The organism is Streptomyces alfalfae, from assembly GCF_004127445.1.
Classification (GTDB): Bacteria; Actinomycetota; Actinomycetes; order Streptomycetales; family Streptomycetaceae; genus Streptomyces; species Streptomyces alfalfae.
This window is the reverse complement of sequence record NZ_QEXM01000052.1, coordinates 1-20,749: the sequence shown is the minus strand read 5'-3', so window position 1 is coordinate 20,749 and position 20,749 is coordinate 1. Positions and strand designations below refer to the sequence as shown.

Annotated in this window: 21 protein-coding genes; 14 read left to right on the top strand and 7 right to left on the bottom strand. The window is 73.2% G+C overall.

Features of this window, described 5'->3' with window-relative positions:
- The 5 genes from DCW30_RS33730 (at position 1) to DCW30_RS33710 (ending at position 5,207) form a co-directional block, all read left to right on the top strand.
- Positions 1-477, top strand: a complete 477-nt coding sequence (locus tag DCW30_RS33730) for a GNAT family N-acetyltransferase (RefSeq protein WP_062771828.1) — start codon at positions 1-3, stop codon at positions 475-477.
- 76 nt (positions 478-553) lie between these two features.
- Positions 554-1,585 (top strand): hypothetical protein, encoded by a 1,032-nt coding sequence (locus tag DCW30_RS33725; protein ID WP_076686871.1) that lies wholly within the window; start codon positions 554-556, stop codon positions 1,583-1,585.
- A complete protein-coding gene (locus tag DCW30_RS33720) occupies positions 1,582-2,844 on the top strand; it encodes a sensor histidine kinase (RefSeq protein WP_076686870.1) in 1,263 nt (420 codons plus the stop codon). The genes DCW30_RS33725 and DCW30_RS33720 overlap by 4 nt, the downstream gene beginning before the upstream one ends.
- Positions 2,841-3,527, top strand: coding sequence for a response regulator transcription factor (locus DCW30_RS33715; protein ID WP_076686869.1), 687 nt, complete (start codon positions 2,841-2,843; stop codon positions 3,525-3,527). Before DCW30_RS33720 ends, DCW30_RS33715 begins: the two co-directional genes overlap by 4 nt.
- Positions 3,528-3,758: 231 nt before the next feature.
- Entirely contained in the window at positions 3,759-5,207 is a 1,449-nt protein-coding gene (locus tag DCW30_RS33710; protein WP_076686868.1) for a peptidoglycan D,D-transpeptidase FtsI family protein, read from the top strand.
- A gap of 91 nt (positions 5,208-5,298) precedes the next feature.
- On the opposite strand, the gene DCW30_RS33705 is transcribed toward DCW30_RS33710, so the two are convergent.
- The 4 genes from DCW30_RS33705 to DCW30_RS33690 form a co-directional block, all read right to left on the bottom strand.
- On the bottom strand, positions 5,299-6,057 hold the full coding sequence (locus DCW30_RS33705) for a hypothetical protein (protein ID WP_076686867.1): 759 nt from the start codon (positions 6,055-6,057) through the stop codon (positions 5,299-5,301).
- A complete protein-coding gene (locus tag DCW30_RS33700) occupies positions 6,054-6,395 on the bottom strand; it encodes a PadR family transcriptional regulator (protein ID WP_062771805.1) in 342 nt (113 codons plus the stop codon). Before DCW30_RS33700 ends, DCW30_RS33705 begins: the two co-directional genes overlap by 4 nt.
- A gap of 16 nt (positions 6,396-6,411) precedes the next feature.
- Positions 6,412-7,143 (bottom strand): CPBP family intramembrane glutamic endopeptidase, encoded by a 732-nt coding sequence (locus DCW30_RS33695; protein WP_076686866.1) that lies wholly within the window; start codon positions 7,141-7,143, stop codon positions 6,412-6,414.
- A gap of 175 nt (positions 7,144-7,318) precedes the next feature.
- Positions 7,319-7,909 (bottom strand): TIGR03086 family metal-binding protein, encoded by a 591-nt coding sequence (locus DCW30_RS33690; RefSeq protein ID WP_076686865.1) that lies wholly within the window; start codon positions 7,907-7,909, stop codon positions 7,319-7,321.
- A 156-nt stretch (positions 7,910-8,065) separates the two neighbouring features.
- On the opposite strand from DCW30_RS33690, the gene DCW30_RS33685 reads away from it, so the two are divergent.
- Entirely contained in the window at positions 8,066-9,274 is a 1,209-nt protein-coding gene (locus DCW30_RS33685; protein WP_076686864.1) for an MFS transporter, read from the top strand.
- Here DCW30_RS33685 and DCW30_RS33680 read toward each other — a convergent pair.
- The 3 genes from DCW30_RS33680 to DCW30_RS33670 form a co-directional block, all read right to left on the bottom strand.
- A complete protein-coding gene (locus tag DCW30_RS33680) occupies positions 9,249-10,625 on the bottom strand; it encodes a S28 family serine protease (protein WP_076686863.1) in 1,377 nt (458 codons plus the stop codon). The genes DCW30_RS33685 and DCW30_RS33680 overlap by 26 nt on opposite strands.
- Positions 10,626-10,689: 64 nt before the next feature.
- Complete coding sequence (locus tag DCW30_RS33675) at positions 10,690-11,850, bottom strand: hypothetical protein (protein WP_076686862.1); 1,161 nt, start codon at positions 11,848-11,850, stop codon at positions 10,690-10,692.
- On the bottom strand, positions 11,847-12,836 hold the full coding sequence (locus tag DCW30_RS33670; RefSeq protein WP_076686861.1) for a 5-dehydro-4-deoxyglucarate dehydratase: 990 nt from the start codon (positions 12,834-12,836) through the stop codon (positions 11,847-11,849). Before DCW30_RS33670 ends, DCW30_RS33675 begins: the two co-directional genes overlap by 4 nt.
- A 273-nt stretch (positions 12,837-13,109) precedes the next feature.
- On the opposite strand from DCW30_RS33670, the gene DCW30_RS33665 reads away from it, so the two are divergent.
- The 8 genes from DCW30_RS33665 (at position 13,110) to DCW30_RS33630 (ending at position 20,727) form a co-directional block, all read left to right on the top strand.
- A complete protein-coding gene (locus tag DCW30_RS33665; protein WP_076686860.1) occupies positions 13,110-13,919 on the top strand; it encodes an NAD-dependent epimerase/dehydratase family protein in 810 nt (269 codons plus the stop codon).
- Positions 13,920-14,150: 231 nt separating this feature from the next.
- Positions 14,151-14,921 (top strand): DeoR/GlpR family DNA-binding transcription regulator, encoded by a 771-nt coding sequence (locus DCW30_RS33660; protein ID WP_062771781.1) that lies wholly within the window; start codon positions 14,151-14,153, stop codon positions 14,919-14,921.
- 110 nt (positions 14,922-15,031) lie between these two features.
- A complete protein-coding gene (locus tag DCW30_RS33655; protein ID WP_062771778.1) occupies positions 15,032-16,396 on the top strand; it encodes an ABC transporter substrate-binding protein in 1,365 nt (454 codons plus the stop codon).
- Positions 16,393-17,343, top strand: a complete 951-nt coding sequence (locus DCW30_RS33650; RefSeq protein WP_062771775.1) for a carbohydrate ABC transporter permease — start codon at positions 16,393-16,395, stop codon at positions 17,341-17,343. Before DCW30_RS33655 ends, DCW30_RS33650 begins: the two co-directional genes overlap by 4 nt.
- Positions 17,343-18,206, top strand: a complete 864-nt coding sequence (locus tag DCW30_RS33645) for a carbohydrate ABC transporter permease (protein ID WP_076686859.1) — start codon at positions 17,343-17,345, stop codon at positions 18,204-18,206. The genes DCW30_RS33650 and DCW30_RS33645 overlap by 1 nt, the downstream gene beginning before the upstream one ends.
- The gene (locus tag DCW30_RS33640) at positions 18,203-19,192 is read left to right on the top strand and encodes a zinc-dependent alcohol dehydrogenase family protein (RefSeq protein WP_076686858.1); all 990 of its coding nucleotides are present in this window, start codon (positions 18,203-18,205) and stop codon (positions 19,190-19,192) included. Before DCW30_RS33645 ends, DCW30_RS33640 begins: the two co-directional genes overlap by 4 nt.
- Before the next feature lie 42 nt (positions 19,193-19,234).
- A complete protein-coding gene (locus DCW30_RS33635; RefSeq protein WP_076686857.1) occupies positions 19,235-19,456 on the top strand; it encodes a hypothetical protein in 222 nt (73 codons plus the stop codon).
- A 65-nt stretch (positions 19,457-19,521) separates the two neighbouring features.
- Entirely contained in the window at positions 19,522-20,727 is a 1,206-nt protein-coding gene (locus DCW30_RS33630; protein ID WP_076686856.1) for a TerD family protein, read from the top strand.
- Positions 20,728-20,749: the final 22 nt, after the last annotated feature.

Genomic DNA, 20,749 nt, shown 5'->3' with positions numbered 1-20,749 from the left:
ATGGATGTGTGTCTGCGCGAGGTCCACGACAGCGATCTGCCCGTCTTCTTCCGGCAGATGAGCGATCCCGAGTCCTGCCGCATGGCGGCGTTCACGCCCGAGGACCCCCTGGACAAGGACCGCTTCGACGCCCACTGGACGAAGATGCTGGGCTCCGCCGACGTCGACGTGCGCACGGTCCTCGCCGACGGCGACGTGGTGGGCAGCGCCGCGGTGTACGGCGAGCCGGGCGAGCGCGAGGTCACGTACTGGATCGACCGCGCGTACTGGGGCCGGGGCCTTGCCACGGCCGCCCTGCGCGAGTTGCTCGCACTGATCCCCGAGCGCCCGCTGTACGCCCGCGCGGCGGCCGACAACGTGGGCTCGCGGCGCGTGCTGGAGAAGTGCGGCTTCCGGGAGAGCGCGCGCGACCGGGGGTTCGCCGCGGCCCGCGGGGCGGAGATCGACGAGGTGGTCCTCGTCCTGGACGGCGGCTGACCCTCCGCCGCACGGCCGATGCGGATCATCAGGGCGCAGGAGGTGCGGGCCCGGCCGCGGGCGGGAGCGTGGAGCCATGACGCAGACACTGCCCACCGCCCCGCGGCGCGCCCCGGCCCCGTTCGCCCTCAGCCGCCTCCGCCGCGCCCTGCGGTGCGCCGCGCTGGCCGCCTGTGTCCCGTACCTCTCCCTCAAGGTGGCCTGGATCGCCGGGAGCCGGCCGGGCATCCCCGAGGGCAGCACGCTGCTCGACCACCGGGCCCTGATGATCTTCGCGAACGGGCTGACCGTCCTGATGGACGGCGCCGTCGTCGTCCTCGTGCTGCTGCTCACCCGGCCCTGGGGGACGCGGACGCCCGCCCGGTTCCTCGTGCCGCCGATGTGGGCGGCGACCGGCCTGCTCGTGCCGATCATGGCGGGGTTCCCGCTGACCCAGCTGGTCAGGGCCTTCGACGGCGGCCTCGGCGGCGGCTCGGGGGACGGCGGCGGCGCGGCCGAGCCCTTCCTCGACGAGTGGGTCTTCGGCGTGGTCTACACCGGCTTCATCGTGCAGGGCATCGCCCTCGGCTGCCTCTTCGTCCTCTACGCCAGGGACCGCTGGGGCCACCTGTGGCGCGGCCGGCTGGGGGACCTGCCGCGCGGCCACGGCCGGGCCCGCCGCGCCACGGCGCTCGCCGCCGCCCTGCTCGCGCTCTGCCCCGCCGCCCTGCACCTGCTGTGGGCCACCGGCGCCACCACCGGCCTGAGCGCGGCACGGATCGAGGAGCGCGGCACCGACTTCGCCGTCCTGGAGGCGCTGAACGCCCTCTACCTCGCCGTGGCCGTGGCCGGCGGCCTGCTCCTGGCCTGCGGGTGGCGGCCCGCGCTCCCGGTCAAGGTGCCGCTCGCCCTGGCCTGGCTGGGCTCGGGCGCGGTGGGCTGCTGGGGCGGCTGGCTGCTGTTCGGCGCGCTGACGACCCTGGGCGACTCCACGGGACGGCCCACCGGCACGATGTTCCTCACCTACGCTGTGCACGTGATCATCGGGACGCTGGTGGCCGTCGTCGCGGCGCGGTTCCTCGCCGAGCGGGCACGCGCGTCGGCCGCCGGCTCCGGGGACGGGGCGTGAGAGCCGTCCGCACCGCCCTCTTCGGACGCCGTGCGCGCCGCCGGTGGATCCATCTCATCCTGGGCGGCGCGCTCGCCATGCCGTACGTCTTCGTGGGCTCCGTGATCATCGGGCCGCTCATCGGCGACGACCACGTCCTCGGGTCGCTCACCGCCCAGCTCAGCTCGTTCGCGGTCGGGCTGCCGCTCGCCGCGGTCACCGCGCTGTTCCCGCTGACCCGGCCCATGTCGGTGGCCGCCGTGCGGGCGCTGTGCGGGGTGCCGGACGACGCCCTCGCCGAAGGCCCCGCGCGCTCCCGGGCGGCCCGGGGGCGCACCGCCGCGTGGTTCGCGCTGCACCTGGGTTTCGGCGGGGTCATCAGCGGCATGTCGCTGGCGCTGCCGCCGTTCGCGGCCGTGCTGATCGCGCTGCCGTTCTTCTCGGCCCTGCGGGACAGCCGCCTCGGGATGCCCGCGGCCTTCGGCGAGCCCTGGGTGCTCGCGCTCAGCCCGCTCATCGGCGTCGCCTCGCTGGTGGCGCTCGCGGCGTGCGCGGCGGTGGCGGGCGGGCTCCTGGCGCACTGGGCGCCCCGGCTGCTGGGCCCGACGCCCGCCGACCGGCTCGCCGACGCCGAGCGGCGCGCCGCCGACCTGGCGGTGCGCAACCGCCTGGCGCGCGAGCTGCACGACTCGGTGGGCCACGCCCTGAGCGCCGTCACGCTCCAGGCGTCCGCGGCCCGCCGTGTCCTCGACCAGGACCCGGAGTTCGTGCGGGAGGCGCTGGCCGCCATCGAGGACACCACGCGGCGCACGGTCGGCGAACTGGACGCCGTCCTCGGGGTGCTGAGGGAGGCCGACGGCGCCCGCTCCACGGCGCCCGCGCCCAGCCTCGCCGCAGATCTGGACGGCCTGCTGCGCCGCACCAGGGCGGGCGGCCTGCGCGTGAGCGCCACCGTCGGCATGGACCCCGCGGCCCTGCCGCCCCTCGTCTCCCGCGAGGCCTACCGCATCGTCCAGGAGGCGCTGAGCAACGCCCTGCGCCACGGCGGCGACTCCTGCGTCACCCTGCGCATCACCCCGGCCGGCCCGGACCTCACCGTCACCGCCGAGAACCCCCTGCCCGCCCACTCCCCTGCCACCCGCCCCGGCGGCGGCCACGGACTGCGCGGCATCGCCGACCGGGCCCGCCTCCTCGGCGGCGCCGCGGAGGCGGGCCCCGCGGCCGGGGTGTGGCGGCTGACCGTACGCCTCCCGCTTATGCCCCCGAAGGGACACGCATGACGACCACGCCCGAAGGCACGGGCCCCGGACGCGCGGCCATCCGCGTCGTCCTCGCCGACGACGAGCGCATGGTGCGCACCGCGCTGCGCGCGATCCTCTCCGCCGAGCCCGGCATCGAGGTCGTCGGCGAGGCGGCGACCGGCGCGGAGGCCGTATCCGCCGTCAGGGAGCTGCGGCCCGACGTGGTCCTGATGGACGTCCGCATGCCGGAGGTCGACGGCATCCGCGCCACGGAGCAGATTCTGCGCACGATGCCGGAGCCGCCGCGCGTCGTCGTCGTGACGACGTTCGAGAACGACTCCTACGTCTACGAGGCGCTGCGCGCGGGAGCCGCCGGTTTCCTCCTGAAGCGGGCGGACGCGGACTCCCTGGTCCAGGCCGTGCGCATCGTCGCGCACAGCGACTCCCTCCTCTTCCCCGCAGCCGTGCGCGCCCTGGCCGCCGAGCACGGCCGCCCCGAGCCCGAGCCGCCCGCCTGGGTCGCGCGGCTCACCGCACGGGAGAGCGAGGTGCTGCGGTGGATGGCGACGGGCCTGACCAACGCGGAGATCGCCGGGCGGATGGGCGTGGGCGCGGCCACGGTGAAGACGCACGTGGCCTCGGTGCTGGCCAAGACGGGCGCACGGGACCGCACGCAGGCGGTGATCGCGGCCTACGAGTCGGGCTTCATGGAAGCGGCCTGACGACGGAGGATGGCCGCCCGAAGACCGACGGCGGCCGGGGCCCGGGGGGCCAGGGGGCCGGGGGGCCGGAGGGCCGGGGGGCCGGAGGGCCGGGGGCCGCACCGCATACGCACGACGGACCTGCTGGATCTGCTGCCTGATCTGCTGCCCGATGTGAGAACTGCCTGAGAAAACGGTCACAAGCCCACCAGAAGGGAACGAACCGGCTCCCCCCGCTCGTCATCCCCTGGGATGAACAAGACGATCAGGCACGCCTCGGTCTTCGCTCTGCTGCTCGTGCTCGCCCTCCTCCTGCGGGCGACCTGGGTGCAGTTCCACGACTCGAAGGCGCTCGCGGACGACAAGCACAACCGGCGGAACGTGATCGAGCAGTACGCGAACCCGCTGGGCGACATCATCGTGGGCGGTGAGGCCGTCACCGGCTCCGCGCGGACGAAGGGAGGAGACCTCGCCTACAAACGCACGTACGAGGACGGCGCCCTGTACGCCCCCGTCACGGGCTACAGCTCCCAGGTGTACGGCGCCACGCAACTGGAGGGCATCTACAAGGACGTCCTCGACGGCACCGACAACCGCCTGAAGAACCCGCTCGACACGCTCACGAACAAGCGCGCCGACCCCGGCGACGTCGTGACGACCATCGACCCCTCGGTGCAGAAGGCGGGGTACAAGGCGCTGGGCGACAAGAAGGGCGCGGCGGTCGCCGTCGACCCGAAGACCGGCCGCGTCCTCGGCATGGTCTCCACGCCGTCGTACGACCCGTCGCGGATCAGCGGCTCCATGGACTCCGCGGCGTGGCAGGAGCTGACGACGGACGAGGAGAAGCCGATGGTGAACCGCGCGCTGCGCCAGCCGCTGCCGCCCGGTTCGACGTTCAAGCTGGTCGTCGCGGCGGCGGCCCTGGAGGACGGCCTGTACTCCTCGGTCGACTCGAAGACCGACAGCCCGAACCCGTACACCCTGCCGGGCACGGCGACGGTCCTGCGCAACGAGAACCAGGCGGCGCCCTGCGAGGACGCGGACATCCGCACGGCCTTGCGGTACTCCTGCAACAACGTCTTCGCGAAGATGGCCGTGGACCTCGGCCAGGACAAGGTGAGGGCGATGGCGGAGAAGCTGGGCTTCAACGCGGACAAGCTGGACGTCCCGGTGCGCGCGGGCGAGAGCGTCTACCCGTCGGGCATGGACAAGGCGCAGACGGGTCTGTCCGGCATCGGCCAGTTCGACGTCACGGCGACACCGCTGCAGATGGCGATGGTCTCGGCGGCCATCGCCAACGGCGGCGAGCTGGCCGCGCCGCACATGGTCTCGCAGATCACCGACTCGGGCGGCGACGTCCTGGAGAAGTACGGCGACGGCGACGGCCGGCGGGTGATGGGCGAGGGCACCGCGGAGGGCCTGCAGTCGGCGATGGAGACGGTCGTCGAGGAGGGCACCGGCTCGAACGCGCAGATCGCGGGCGTGACGGTCGGCGGCAAGACGGGCACGGCCCAGCACGGCGAGCGGAACAGCAAGACGCCGTACGCCTGGTTCACGTCGTACGCGAAGAGCGACGACGGCAAGGAGGTCGCGGTGGCCGTGATGATCGAATCGTCCAGCGCGGCCCGCGACGAAGTGAGCGGCAACGGCCTGGCCGCCCCGATCGCCAAGGCGATGATGCAGGCCGCGCTGAGGTCGTAGGCCCCGGCGGTCGCGGAGAAGTCCCGGCGCCACGCCGTACCACTCGGCGTGGCGCCGGGACTTCTCCGCAAGCGGCGCGCAGCGCTGCCCGCTACGACCGCCGGGTCCGCCGCCGCTGGTACGTCCAGGCCGCCGCCGCGGGGATCGCCGCGCCCACGATGCCGCCGGTCACGAAACCGAGGCCGCTGGACGCGTCACCGTCCCCCACGGCCGCCACCGCGCCCGCCACGACCAGCGCGGCGGCGAACACCGCGAGGAGCGCGTAGAACTTCCGGCTGAAGAAGCTGGAGCGCTCCGGCACCGGCGGCGGGGAGTCGACCCGCGCCGCGGGCCCGAGGCTCGCCGCGCGGGGGCGCTTGTAGTAGGCGTAGACGAGCCAGTCCCCGCACGCTTCCCAGCCGTCCGGAGCGAGGCGCAGGTCGACGTCCGCGCGGCCGCGGGTGACCAGCTCGCGCCGGTACTCCCAGCGCTGCGGCTGTGCCACGTCGCGGTGGCTCACGAAGCGCCCGACGGCGTCGACGCGCTGCACCTCCCAGCCCTCGTCGCCGAAGCGGTTCAACAGCGCCTCGTCGACGTAGGCGTCGGCGGTCCAGCGCCACGTCTCCACCTCGTCGCCCGGATCAGCCGGTGCCCGCACCCCCGTGTCGGGCACCAGCTGCCGGGCGAACTCCTCGGCGGGGCCGAACTCGGCCTCCGCGTCCCCCGCGCCGCACTCCGCGAGGTGCGCCCCGAGGTCCATGACGGTCGCCTCGACGCGGTCGGCGGGCAGGCCGTGTGCCCGCAGCCGCTCGGCCAGCTCCAGGAGGTAGCCGTCCTGCCGGTGGCGGTCGTCCGCGTCGGTCGTGCTCATCGTTCCTCCACTCCCGCCCTGGCGAGGACCTCACGTACGGAATGGTCGAAGGCGAGCCAGAGCCCGCCCTGCTCACCGAGGGTCGCGCGGCCCTCTTCGGTGAGCCGGTAGTAGCGACGCCCCGGCCCCTTCTCCGCGGCCCGGAACTCCGCGTCGACCAGGCCCGCCTCCTCCAGGCGGTTGAGGACGGGGTAGAGCGTGCCGCCCTTGATCTGCCCGAAGCCGGCGCCGCCGAGGAGCTTGGCGATCTCGTAGCCGTAGCTCTCGCCGCCGGTGAGGGCGGCGAGCACGAGCAGATCGAGCACGCCCTTGAACCAGCTGGATCTGCGGTCGCTCATGAAGGGTCCGTCCTGGTCAGGCGGCGGCCGCGGCGAGCGGCCTCTCGGGCGCGGGCAGCGTCAGATCGCGTACGGAGATGAGGACGTGCACGGCGGCGGGGAGCAGCAGGCTGCCGGTCGCGAGGTAGAGGCCGCTGAAGAGCACGCCGAAGAGGGCGAAGACGAGGACGCCCTGGCGGCCCTGGTAGAACCCGGCGACGGCGTAGACGACGACGGAGAGGGCCGCGGCCACGGTGACGTCCAGGCCGAGGACCCCGACGCCGAAGGCGGTCAGCAGGCCGCGGTAGACCAGCTCGGCGCAGAGGCCGTCGGTGACGGCGACGGCGACCGCCAGCCGGCGCTCCTTCGGGGTGCGCGGCAGCATCGCCTCGATGGAGGCGCGTCCCGGCACGTTCTTGCCCTGCCGGGCGAGGTCGTGGAAGTTGCGGGCCGAGGCCATGGTGATCGCGGCGGCGAGGAGGACGCCGGTGATCACGACCGCTGACCTGTCCGGCGTCGCGAGGCCGAGGTCGGCGGCGCCCACGCCCGGCGAGAGCAGCAGGGCGGCGACGGCGAGGGCGGCGAACGCCCACCACAGGGCGAGCACGGAGCCGAAGTAGCGGACGAGGGCGCGGGGTTCGGTGTGCCTGCGCCGGGCCAGCGAGCCGTACATCCTGCGGCCCGCCCAGGGTTCGCCGAGCAGCAGGTAGCCGGCGAGCGCGGCTGTCACGGCCGTGGATGCGGCCGAGAAGTCCGGCGAGATGGTCATGGGGTCCCCCTTCCCGAAGGGGCGGCGGGGCGCGCGCACGTGTGCCGCGCGCCGCACCGACCCCTGTGCGTATGAGCTACCTAGACCGTATGGCGACCTAGTCAGGATTGCAACCTATCTCGCTACGCAGACTCTGCTTCCGGCTCGCTCCGCGCGTCCGGCGCCCGGCCTCCCCTCAGCCGCCCGCGGTCCACCGCGGGTCACGGCCGCTCATCCCGATCACCTGGTCGAGCAGGGGCGCGTCCCGCGGCACGGGCACCGGCCGCCCGAACAGGCCGCTCTCCGCGTCATCGCCGTCGGCGGGCGTGAGGAGCGCCCGCGCGCCCTCCAGGCTCGCCTCGTCGGGCGCGTACTCCTGGCCCGTGGCGCGCGCCAGGTCCCAGCCGTGCACGACCAGTTCGTCGAGGACGACGAGGGCCGCGACCTCCCCCGGCAGGTCGACCCCGCCCGCGCGCGTCATGCCCTGCCGGGCCGCCGGGTCGCGCCACGCCTCGACGAGGGCCTCCAGGGACTTCGGCAGCTCACCGCGCCAGCCGGGTCCGATGTCGGGCACGACGCTGCCGGGGTCGCGGTCGAGAACCGGCCGGAAGTCCTTCCGGGCGGCCAGCTCGAAGGCCTGGGTGAGGCCGATGAGATGCCCGAGCAGGTTGCGTACGGCGAACTCGGGGCAGGGCGTCGGCGCCGCGAGCTGATCGTCGCCGACGCGTTCGGCCACGCGCGCCACGAGGCGGGCCTGCGGGCCGAGGTCGAAGGTGTCGTCGGTCATGGTGCTGCCTCCACATGTCCACGCGCCGCGCGCCTCTGAGGCGGCGGCCTCGGTACGTCTCCCCGGTAGACCCGCCCCGCGCCCGTGACTCATCGCCCGCCGCCAGGGCATCCGCCCGATCCCGCCGCCGGGGCCTTAGAACCACCATCACCAGGCATGACATCGACGACGATCGGGCGTGTCCTGCGGGACCGCAACGCGGGGCTCTACCTCGGCGCGGTGCTGGTGTCCGGCTTCGGGAGCACCGCGCTCGGGCTGGTCTCCGGCATCTGGGTCAAGGAGCTGACCGGCTCCGACGGCCTGGCCGCGCTCTGCCAGCTCGCCCTCTGGGCGCCCACCCTCCTCGGCCCGCTGCTCGGCACGCTCGCCGACCGCACGCGCCGCAGGCCGCTGCTCGTGACCGTCTGCCTCGCGCTCGGCGCGCTGCTCCTGGCCCTGCTCGCCGTGGACGGCGCGGGACGGCTGTGGATCCTCTTCGCGGTGCTCCTCGTCCACGGGGCGTGCGGCGTCGTCACGGACGCGGCGGAGGCGGCCCTCGCCCCGGCGGCCGTCGGCAAGGAGCTGCTGGGCGACTTCAACGGCCTGCGGATGGCGGCCAACGAGGGCATGAAGCTGGTGGCGCCGCTCGTCGGCGCGGGGTTGTTCACCGCGTACGGCGGGGCCCGGGTGGCGCTCCTCGACGCCGTCACGTTCGTGCTCGCCGCGGGGATGTACGCGCTGCTGCGGGTCCGCGAGCCGATGCCTGCGCCCGAGCGCACGCCGCTGCGGGCCAGGACCGCCGAGGGGGCGCGGCACCTGTGGAGGAACGCACGGCTGCGGCCCCTCGTCGTGGCGGGCGGCCTGACGATGCTGACGTCGGGGGTGAGCGGCGCCGCGGTGTACGCGATCGTGGAAGGGCTCGGCCACGCGCCCGCGCACACGGGGGTGCTCTACGTCGTGCAGGGCGCGGGGTCCGTCGCGGTGGGCGTGGCCTCGGGCGCCCTGCTGCGGCGCCTGGGCGAGCGGCGGTTCGCCGGCGCGGGCGTCGCGCTGAGCGGCGCGGGTCTGGCGCTCAGCGCCCTGCCGAGCGACACGGCGGTCCTCGCGGGCAGCCTCGCGAACGGCGCCGGGCTGCCCTGCGTGCTGATCGCGGGGCTCACGGCCGTGCAGCGGGAGACCCCGGACGCGCTGCTCGGCCGGGCGGCGGCGACCGCCGGCACGCTGATGTTCGCGCCGACCGCCCTCGGCATCGCGGCGGGGGCGGCGTTGGTGGAGAGCGTCGACCTCCGCGTGCTCCTCCCGCTGCTCGCGGGGGCGCGGCTGCTGATCGCCGCGCCCCTGCTGCGCCCGGCCCGAAGGGCTACTTCACGCCGGCCCACCGCTTGATCGTCGCGATGGCCTTCGACTGCTGCGGCTCGGGCAGCTTGGCGATCGACGCGCCGTGGTTGGCGCCCGGCACCTCGTAGCGGTAGGAGTCGTGGCGGCTGGGGGTGAAGCGCTCGGCGCTCCAGGGGTCGTTCTGGCCGTAGATGAACATCATGCGCTGGCCGCGCTTCTTCACCCAGCGGTCGACGTCGGCGATGGTCTTGTTGTTGTACGTGCCGCGCATGGCCTTCGGCAGCACCGAGTTGGGCTGGTAGACGTCCGGGTGGCGGCGGACGTCCTTGAGGTGGCTGAACCGCAGGTCGGCCCAGCCGAGCTGGGTGGCGGCCTGGCGGTAGTACGGCCCCGAGCCGTTGACGCCGAGCTCCTGGTCGCGGTAGACGCTGAAGCCGTGCCCCTTCGACCAGTCGTACAGCTCGTCGTCGGTGGCCTTCTTCGCGTCGGGCACGGTCGGGCAGGCGGCGGCGGTGCCGCTCTGCCAGAAGTTCCACACCTGGTCGAGGACCGCGAACTCGTAGGCGCGGTCGGTGGTGCCGAGGGTCTGGTCGAAGGTGCTGCCCTCGGCCTTCGCCTCCTTCTCGAACCGGGGGAGGAGGGTGTCACGGCGTACGAGCATCTCGCGCTGCACGGCGTTCAGGGCGTCCCTGCACTCCTGGGTGCCGACCGTCGCGAAGAAGCGCTCGTAGCCGCTGTCGTCGCGGTTGTCGGCGTCGTTGGGCGCGACGAAGGCCACGACCGCGTCCAGGTCGCCGGGGTGGAAGCGCTCGTGGTAGGTGGCCGTCATGCCGCCCTTGCTGGCCCCGGTCCCCAGCCACTTGCCCTTCTCGATGGTGCGCAGGGCCCGGGTCAGGCGGTGCTCGTCGGCGGCCTCCTGCTGGACGGTCAGCTTGGACCAGTCGTCGCCCGCCGGGCCCTCGGGCCGGGACTCGCCGAAGTAGCGGTGCTCGACGCTGACCTGGTTGGCATCGAGCAGTCTGGTGAGGGAGGCGGTGCCGCCCGCGAGGGTGTAGCCGCCGGTGTAGAGGACGGTCGGCTTGGCGGTGGACTTGTGCCAGAGGGTGGCGCGCTGGGTGAAGGTGGCGCCGTGGGGCCTGCGGTGGTCGACGGGCTGCCGGTACGTCAGCGAGTAGAGGGGGTGGCCCTCCCGGTCCGTGACGGAGACGACCTTCATGCCGGGCAGCTTCTCGAGCCGGGCCCTGATGTCGGCCGGCGTATCCTTCGCCGTGTCGGCCGCCGTGTCCGCCGCCCGCGCCGCCGTCGCGGCTTGCGCGGTGGCGGGCGCCGCGCCGCCGAGCACGGCGGCGCCCGCCATCAGTCCGGCACAGGCCAGCGCGGATATCCCCTTGTTGCGCACCTTGTCTCCCTTGTCCCCTGGTCGTACTGGAGCGACGGTTGTGGTGCGCGGATCGTATCGGCGATCACTCCAGGCGCGACAGGGCTTCCGCGACCAGCGCCAGGTCGCCGTCCGAGGCCAGACCGGCGTGGTAGAGGCGGAGTTCGGTGGCGCCGTGCTCGGCCGCCCGCGCCGCGTCGTCGGCGAGGCGGGCGGGGTCGCCGCCCATGCCCGCGACGACGGGGAAGTTGGCGGCGATGACGCCCCCGCCGCGGCCCCTGAAGGGCGTCAGCGGCTCCGGCCCGCCCCCGCAGGGCACGACCACGCCGTCCGCCACCCCGAGGATGTGCTCCGGGTCGACGCCCGCGTTGGCCCCGCAGTGGTACGGGACGGGGTCGGCGTGCAGCAGGACCTGGAAGTCCGGCGGGGCCGCCGCGCGGACCGCTGCGACCGCCGCCTCCTGGAGCGTGCGGGCCACCTCGTCGCGCCACGCGCGCGTGGCCGCCGCCCGGTCGGCGCCGAGGAGCTTCTCGACCCCGGCCCAGCCCGGGTCCTCGCCGGCGCCCCGCCAGACGGGCTCCATGGCGTCCCGCACGGCCGCCGCCAGGGCGTCCGGGTCGAGGCCCGCTCCCGCGTATCCCGCGCGGCAGGAGCCGCAGAAGCACAGGGACATCAGGTACTGGCCCGCCTCGCCGAGTCCGACGCCCGCGGTCTTGTCGTGGGCGTGCAGATGCGCGAGGCCGTACCAGCCGCACGACTCCAGCTCGACGCCGTGCGCGCCGGGGCGTGCGGCGGCTTCGGCGGCAAGGTCGACGAGGTACGCGCGCGTGGCGGTCCGCGCGATGCAGGGCGCCCAGGGGTAGCGGTCGCCGTAGGCGTTGACCACGGAGGTCTCCGGGTGGTCGTCGCCGAGGCGGGAGCTGTGGGCGAGGACGACCCAGCTGTGCACGTCGATTCCGGCGGCGGCCAGGGCTTCGGCCGCCTGTCCGTAGGCGTCGCCGGGCGCCCAGTCCCCGGCCTGGCACGGCTGGAGGGCGCGCCCCCGCCACCGCTCCCCCGGCGGGTACAGCACGGCGGCGTGCGCGGCCGTGACGACGCGGTGGCGGGGGTGGCGCGGGGTCAGCGCGCGCGTGGAGTGGTAGGCGGCGGCGAGGGTGACCTGCCGGATGCCGAGGCCGGTGAGGCGGGCGGGGGCGTCGGGATCGCCGACGACGTCCCAGGGGTAGAGGAACGCGGCGGCCTTCACGCGTTGCCCCGCCGCGTCTTCCCGGCGTCCTGGCCCGGCAGTTCGTCGCCGAGCAGCGCCCGGCCGCGCTCGATGAGTTCGGCGAGGCGCTTGACGTGTTCGGCGGCGGGTTCGTTCAGCGGCGGGCGCACCCCGCCGACGTCGAGACCGCTCAGCCGCACACCCGCCTTGACGAGCGAGACGGCGTAGCCCCGGCCGAGGGCCCGCAGCTCGACGAAGGGCCGGTAGAAGCCGTCGACGAGGCGGTTGACGGTGGCGTCGCCCGCCGCGGTCCCGGCGCCCAGCGCCCGGTGGAAGGCGAGGGCGATGTCGGGGGCGAAGCAGAACACGGCCGAGGAGTAGAGGCTGACGCCGATGCCGCGGTAGGCGAGGGCGGTCAGCTCGGCGGTCGGCAGGCCGTTGAAGTACAGGAAGTCGCCCGGCGCCTCGCTGCGGACGGCGCTGACCGTGCGCTGCATCAGGTCCATGTCGCCGAGGCCGTCCTTGAAGCCGATGACGCCTTCGGCACGGGCGAGTTCGACGACCGTCTCCGGGGTGAGGACGGCGTTGTCGCGCTGGTAGACGATGACGTCCAGGGGGGTGGCCGCGGCCAGTTCGGTGTAGTGCCGGATCAGCCCCTCCTGCCCGGCGACCACGAGGTAGGGCGGCATGGCGAGCAGTCCGTCGGCGCCCGCCTCCTCGGCCAGGCGCGCGTACCGCACGGCGAGGGCGGTGCCGTACCCGGCGCCCGCGACGACCGGCACCCGGCCCGCCGTCTCCTCGACGGCGGCGGCGACGCAGCTGTGGAACTCCTCGGGGGTCAGGGCGTGGAACTCGCCCGTGCCGCAGCAGGCGAAGACGGCCGCCGCCCCGGCGTCGACGCCCGCGCGGACATGGGTGCGGAAGGTCTCCAGGTCGAGGGAGCCGTCGGGTCCGTAGGCGGTGACGGGGAAGAACAACGGCCCGCTGGGAACGCGGAGTCGGGAAGCGAGAGGGGCTGACGTCACGGGCTCTCCCTAGGCGTGCACGTTTCTGATTGGCGTCCATATCCCTGAACGCGACCACGCTAAGGTGCCCTCTCGACCCTGGTCAAGCGGATCCGCCGCGCGCACGGGAGCGGATTCGCCGCGTCCGCGCGACACTTGACGCAGTCGCGCCGAGATCCCTAGCGTGTCCATGGTTGTGAATCCTGTACGTGGATGCGCACGAATCCGGGTCGCGGACGCGTACGCTCCGGCCCCGCCCCGCCGCCCGCGCACGGCCGCACGAGGAGACCCCGCATGCCCGCTTCCCGCACCGTCCTGCTGACCGGCGCCGCCGGGGGCCTCGGCACCCTGATGCGCGAACTGCTGCCGGCCCACGGCCACGACCTGCGCCTGCTCGACGTGCGCGCCATCGAGGGCGAGCCCGACGCGGTCACCGCCGACCTGACCGACCGGAAGGCGCTGCGCGAGGCCGTGCGCGGGGTCGACGCGGTCCTGCACTTCGCGGGCATCTCCCTGGAGTCCACGTTCGACAAGATCCTCCGGGCGAACATCGAGGGGACGTACAACCTCTACGAGGCGGCCCGCGAGGAGGGTGTGCGGCGGATCGTCTTCGCCTCCTCCAACCACGCGGTGGGCTTCACGCCGCGCCCACAGGGGGACGACCCGCTCATCCCGCTCGACACCCCGCGCCGCCCCGACACCTTCTACGGCCTCTCCAAGTCCTTCGGCGAGGACCTCGCCCAGCTGTACTGGGACAAGCACGGCATCGAGACGGTCTCGGTCCGCATCGGCTCCTGCTTCCCCGAGCCGACCAGCGTGCGGATGCTCTCGGTCTGGATGAGCCCGGACGACGGCGCACGCCTCTTCCACGCGGCCCTCACCGCCGAGGACGTCGGGCACACCGTCGTCTACGGCTCCTCCGCCAACACCCGCCTGTGGTGGGACCTCTCCTCCGCCCGCGCGCTCGGCTACGCGCCCCGGGACGACTCCGAGCGGTACGCGGAGAAGCTCATCGCCGAGCAGGGCGAACTGGACCCCGCCAACCCCGACCACGCCCACATCGGCGGCCACTTCTGCACCAACCCGCCGCTCTGGCCGCACTGAATCGAAGGCGGCGGGGGAACGCCCGCGCCCGGTCGGGCGGCAACCGGGCGCCCCCGCTCCCCGAGTCGGGCACGAACGACGCCCGTACCCCAGGCCAACGCCGCATGATGCGGGCACATACGGGCAGCATCGCGCCCGGATGGCACCTTCACTCGTCCGTGCGGGCACGGTAGAACTTCCCCCAAGGGCCCGAACGGGCACAGCGAGACGTGAGGGAAGCAGGTGGCGCCGATGACCGCGGAGGAGCGTCAGCGGCGGATCGTCAACGCGGCCCGGGCTTCCGGTTCCGTCGACGTGACGGAGCTCGCCGCCCGGCTCGGCGTCGCGAAGGAGACCGTCCGCCGCGATCTGCGCGCCCTGGAGGACCACGGCCTGGTCCGCCGCACCCACGGCGGCGCCTATCCCGTGGAGAGCGCGGGGTTCGAGACCACCCTCGCCTTCCGCACGACCATGCACGTCCCCGAGAAGCGGCGCATCGCCGCCGCCGCGGCCGAACTGCTCGGGGACGCCGAGACCGTCTTCGTGGACGAGGGCTTCACCCCCCAGCTCATCGCCGAGGCCCTGCCCCAGGTGGCGGGCGGGCGCCCGCTGACCGTGGTCACGGCGTCCCTGGCCACGGCGGGCGTCCTCGCCGAGGCCGAGAACATCACCGTGCTGCTGCTCGGCGGCCGGGTCAGGCCCGGCACCCTCGCCACCGTCGACCACTGGACGACGCGCATGCTGGCCGGTTTCGTCATCGATCTGGCCTACATCGGCGCCAACGGCATCTCCCGCGAGCACGGCCTGACGACGCCCGACCCCGCCGTGAGCGAGGTCAAGGCGCAGGCCATCAGGGCGTCCCGGCGCACCGTGTTCCCGGGCGTGCACACCAAGTTCGGGGCGACGAGCTTCTGCCGGTTCGCCGGCATCGGCGAGCTGGAGACGATCGTCACCAGCACCCGCCTGCCCGCCTCCGAAGCCCACCGCTACTCCCTCCTCGGACCGCAGGTCCTGCGCGTCTGACGGCCGCCCCTCCCCTCCCCCGCTCCACCCCGTACGGCCGCCCTGGGCTCCCGCACGCCCCGACGCGCCCCGATCACCCCGATATGACCCCTCTACGTCCAGGAGCACTCATGCGAACCCGGAGCCGACGGAGGCCGCGCGCGCTTGCCGCTGCCGCCGCAGGGACGCTGCTCGCCCCACTGCTCACCGGCTGCTGGGCCGGCGCCGGCGGGACCGGTTCAGGCGACTCCCTCAACGTCCTGATGGTGAACAACCCGCAGATGGTGGAGTTGCGCAAGCTCACCGCCGCCCACTTCACCAAGGAGACGGGCATCAAGGTGAACTTCACCGTCCTGCCCGAGAACGACGTCCGCGACAAGATCAGCCAGGACTTCGCCAACCAGGCGGGCCAGTACGACATCGCCACCCTCAGCAACTACGAGATACCCATCTACGCCAAGAACGGCTGGCTCCACGAGGTCGGTTCCTACGCGCGCAAGGACACCGCGTACGACGAGAAGGACATCCTGCCGCCGATGCGCCAGTCCCTCACCGGGGAGGACGGCAAGCTCTACGGGCAGCCCTTCTACGGCGAGTCGTCCTTCCTGATGTACCGCAAGGACGTCTTCGCAAAGGCGGGCCTGAAAATGCCGGAGCGCCCCACCTGGCAGCAGGTCGCCGACCTCGCCGCCAAGGCGGACGGCGCGGAGAAGGGGATGAAGGGCATCTGCCTGCGCGGCCTGCCCGGCTGGGGCGAGCTGATGGCGCCCCTGACCACCGTCGTGAACACCTTCGGCGGCACCTGGTTCGACAAGGACTGGAAGGCCCGCCTGGACTCCCCCGAGTTCGAGAAGGCCACCCGCTTCTACGTGGACCTCGTACGCGAGCACGGCCAGTCGGGCGCCGCCCAGTCCGGGTACGCCGAGTGCCTCAACAACCTCACCCAGGGCAAGACCGCCATGTGGTACGACGCGACGGCCGCCGCCGGATCGCTCGAATCCGCCAAGTCGCCGGTCAAGGGCAAGATCGGCTACGTCTCCGCCCCGGTGGCGAAGACCGGGAACTCCGGCTGGCTCTACACCTGGGCCTGGGGCATGCAGAAGGCCTCCCGCAACCCCGACAAGGCGTGGAAGTTCATCTCCTGGGCCTCGGGCAAGGAGTACGAACGGCTCGTCGGCGAGAAGATCGGCTGGTCGAACGTGCCCGCGGGCAAGCGCGCCTCGACCTACGCCAACCCCGCCTACCGCGAGGAGGCCGCCGCCTTCCAGGACGTCACGCGGGCCGCCATCGAGGGCGCCAGGCCCCGCGACCCCGGCGTCCAGCCGCGGCCCGCGCCCGGCATCCAGTTCGTCGGCATCCCCGAGTTCACCGACCTCGGCACCAAGGTCTCCCAGGAGATCAGCGCCGCCATCGCGGGACGCCAGTCCGTCGCCTCGGCCCTGGACAAGGCACAGGACCTCGCCGAGAAGATCTCCGAGGAGTACGAGGGCCGATGACCGCCACCGCGAGCACCACCACCGTGCGGCACACGCGCGTGCCCACCGCGAAGACACCCCCGTCGGGCCGGCTGCGCGCCTGGGCCACCAGGGCGCCCCTGCTCCCCGCCCTCATCTTCATGATCGCCGTGACCCAGCTGCCCTTCGTGGCGACCCTGGTGATCTCCTTCTTCGACTGGAACGCCCTCTACCCCGACGCCCGCAGCTTCGCCGGGTTCGAGAACTACACCGAGGTCCTCACCGACCCCGACCTGCGCAAGTCGGTGCTGACCACGATCCTGCTCACCGCCTCCGTCGTCCTCGCGAGCCTGGTCATCGGCCTCGGCCTCGCCCTGCTCCTGGACCGCAGGTTCACGGGGCGCGGGCTCGTCCGCACGCTGCTCATCGCGCCGTTCCTGCTCGTGCCCGTGGCCGCCGCGCTGCTGTGGAAGCACGTGCTCTACAACCCGGAGTACGGCCTCTTCAACGGCCTGCTGCACTGGGTGGGCGGGGACTCCGCGGCACAGCCCGACTGGATCTCCAACACCCCGCTGCTCGCCATCGAGGCCTCCCTGGTGTGGCAGTGGACGCCCTTCATGATGCTGATCATCCTCGCCGGGCTGCAGAGCCGTGACAGCGAGCTGATCGAGGCGGCCCGCATGGACGGGGCGAGCGACTGGCAGGTCTTCCGCCATCTGACCCTGCCGCACCTGCGCCGCTACCTGGAACTGGGCGCGCTGCTCGGCTCGATCTACATCGTGCAGAACTTCGACGCCGTCTTCACCATCACCTCGGGCGGCCTCGGCACCGCCAACCTGCCCTACACCGTCTACCAGAGCTTCTACCAGGCGCACGAGAACGGCCTGGCCTCCGCGGCCGGCGTGCTCGTCGTCATCGGCTCGCTCATCATCGCGACCTTCGCCCTGCGGGTCGTCTCGTCCCTGTTCCGTGAGGAGGCGTCCCGCTGATGGCCGCATCCACCGACACGGCGAAAGCCGTGAAGGCCCGTCCACGCGCGCGTGGGTCCCTGGTCGGCCTCGCCGCCTGGCTCGCCGGCATCCTGTTCTTCCTGCCCATCGCCTGGATGGCGCTGACCTCCTTCCACTCGGAGGAGGACGCCGCCACCAACCCGCCCTCGCTCGCCGCCTCGCTCACCCTGGACGGCTACCGCGACTTCTTCGGCACGGGCGGCGGCGCGAGCCCCTGGCCCTCGCTCATCAACTCCACGGTGGCCTCGCTCTCCTCGACGCTGCTCGTGCTCGTCCTCGCCCTGCCCGCCGCGTATGCCCTGTCGATCAGGCCCGTGAAGAAGTGGACGGACATCCTGTTCTTCTTCCTCTCCACCAAGATGCTGCCGGTCGTGGCGGGCCTCCTGCCGATCTACCTGTTCGCCAAGAACACCGACTTCCTCGACAACATCTGGCTGCTCGTCATCCTCTACACCTCGATGAACCTGCCGATCGCGGTCTGGATGATGCAGTCCTTCCTCGCCGAGGTGCCGAAGGCCGTCATCGAGGCCGCGCAGATCGACGGGGCGCGGCTGCCCACCATCCTCGCGCGCGTGGTGGCGCCCATCGCGCTGCCCGGCATCGCCGCGACCTCGCTGATCTGCTTCATCTTCAGCTGGAACGAACTGCTCTTCGCGCGGGTGCTGACGGGCGTCGTCGCCCAGACCGCGCCCGTCTTCCTCACCGGCTTCATCACCAGCCAGGGCCTGTTCCTGGCGAAGGTGTGCGCCGCGTCGCTCGTCATCTCCCTGCCGGTGCTCGCCGCGGGGTTCGCCGCCCAGGACAAGCTGGTCCAGGGCCTTTCGTTGGGAGCTGTGAAATGAAGGCCGCGATCGTCGAGTCGGTGGGCAAAGTCGTCGTCGGCGAGGTGCCCGACCCGACGCCCGGCCCCCGCGAGGTCGTCGTGGAGGTCGCCGCGTGCGGCCTCTGCGGCACCGATCTGCACATCCGCCAGGGCGAGTTCGCCCCGACCCTGCCCGTGGTGCCCGGCCACGAGTTCGCCGGCACCGTCGTCGCCCTCGGCGGTGAGGTGCGGGAACTCGCCGTCGGCGACCGCGTCGCGGTGGACCCCTCGCTGCACTGCCACGAGTGCCGCTTCTGCCGCGTGGGACGCGGCAACATGTGCGAGCGCTGGGCCGCGATCGGGGTCACCACGGCGGGCGGCGCCGCCCAGTACGCCAAGGCGCCCGCCGCCAACTGCGTACGCCTGCCCGACCACGTGCGCACCCAGGACGCCGCCCTCATCGAGCCGCTGTCGTGCGCGGTGCGCGGCTACGACGTGCTGCGCTCGCAGCTCGCCTCGCACGTGCTGATCTACGGCTCGGGCACGATGGGCCTGATGATGCTGGAGCTGGCCAAGCGGACCGGCGCGGCCAGCGTCGACGTGGTCGACCTCAACCCCGAGCGCCTGGCGACGGCGCGGCGGCTCGGCGTCTCGGCGTCGGCGGCCGGGGCCGACGAGCTCGACCGGCCCGAGGGCTGGGACGTGGTGATCGACGCGACGGGCAACGCGGCCGCGATCCAGGACGGCCTCGGCCGGGTGGCGAAGGCGGGCACGTTCCTGCAGTTCGGTGTCGCGGACTACGCCACGCGCGTGGAGATCGACCCGTACCGCATCTACAACCAGGAGATCACCATCACCGGGTCGATGGCGGTCCTGCACAGCTACGAGCGGGCTGCGGAGCTGTTCGCGGCGGGTGTCCTCGACCCGGAGGTGTTCATCAGCGACCGGGTGCCGCTCGACGACTACCCCCGGGCGCTCGACCAGTTCGCCTCCGGGGTCGGGCGGAAGATCGTCGTCGTGCCGTAATCCGGTGTCGCGCGGGCATGGCCGGGGTCTACGCTCCCGGCCATGCCGCGACCCCAGGGATTCACCTACGTCCGACGCCCCGACGACAGCGTGACGATCACGCACGGCGGCCGCCCCGCGGGGACGCTGCGCGGCGTCCGTGCCGAGCGGTTCCTCGCCGAGGTCGAGGGCGAGGACCCGCAGCTGGTGATGGCCCGCTGGACGGGCGACTACAAGCGCGGCAACGAACGGACCGCCCGGAACCACCCGCGCAACCGCCGGTGAAAAAAACCTGCCGCGGGTAAGGGAACGGTAAAGCGGGGTCATTCGTTACCCCTGGCATGACAGCTATGACCCCCGGCTCGAACATCCCTCTGACCGCCGCCCGCGTGGCGGTGGACGTCGCCGCCCCGGTGCGGCTCGACGTATCGGGCCTGCTGCTCACCGCCGACGGCAAGGTGCGCTCCGACGACGACTTCATCTTCTTCAACCAGCCCTCGGGCCCCGGTGTGACCTACCAGTCGGGCGGCGGCTCCACCCCCGACAAGATCACCGTGGACACGGCGTCCGTGCCGCCCGGCATCGAGAAGATCGTCGTGACCGCGAGCCCGGACGCGGCGGGCCAGTCCTTCCAGGGCATCGAGCCCACCGCCACCATCCGCGACGCGGACAGCGGCTCCGTGCTCGCCACGTTCACCCCGCCGCAGCTCGGCGCGGAGACCGCCCTGGTGATCGTGGAGATCTACCTCCGCAACGGCGCGTGGAAGGCCCGCGCCGTCGGCCAGGGGTACTCCAACGGCCTCGCCGGCATCGCGACGGACTTCGGCGTCTCGGTCGAGGAGCCCGCGCCCGCCGCCGCCCCGGCGCCCGCCCCGGCTCCGGCGCCCGCCGCGGCCCCCATGGCGCCGCCGGTGGGCCGGCCAGTGCAGGGCCCGCCCCCGCCGGCCGCCGCGCCGGCCGCGCCCGCGCCCGGCGCCGGGAAGATCAACCTCGACAAGGGGCGGGTCAGCCTCCAGAAGAACCAGACGGTGTCCCTGGTCAAGGGCGGCAAGCCGCTGCTCTCGCAGGTCAAGATGGGCCTGGGCTGGGAGCCCGCGTTCCGCGGCAAGGACATCGACCTCGACGCCTCCGTCATCGCGTACGGCCCGCAGCGCAACCACGTCGACAGCTGCTACTTCGGCAAGCTGTCGATCGTGAACGGCGCGATCAAGCACTCCGGCGACAACCTCACGGGCGAGGGCGGTGGTGACGACGAGGTGATCGTCGTCGACCTCGGCCGCCTCCCCCAGGACGTCACGGGCCTGGTCTTCACGGTGAACTCGTTCTCGGGCCAGAAGTTCACCGAGGTCGCCAAGGCGTACTGCCGTCTGATCGACGCGGCCTCCGGCGAGGAGCTGGTCCGCTTCGACCTGACCAACGCCGAGGCACAGACGGGCGTCATGATGGCGAAGCTGATCAAGCAGTTCAGCGGCGAGTGGGAAATGACCGCGATGGGCCAGTTCGTGAAGTCGCGCACGGTCCGCGGCATGGTGAAGCCGGCGGCGCAGGCGCTCTGAGCGAGCGGACGAGAAGGGGCGG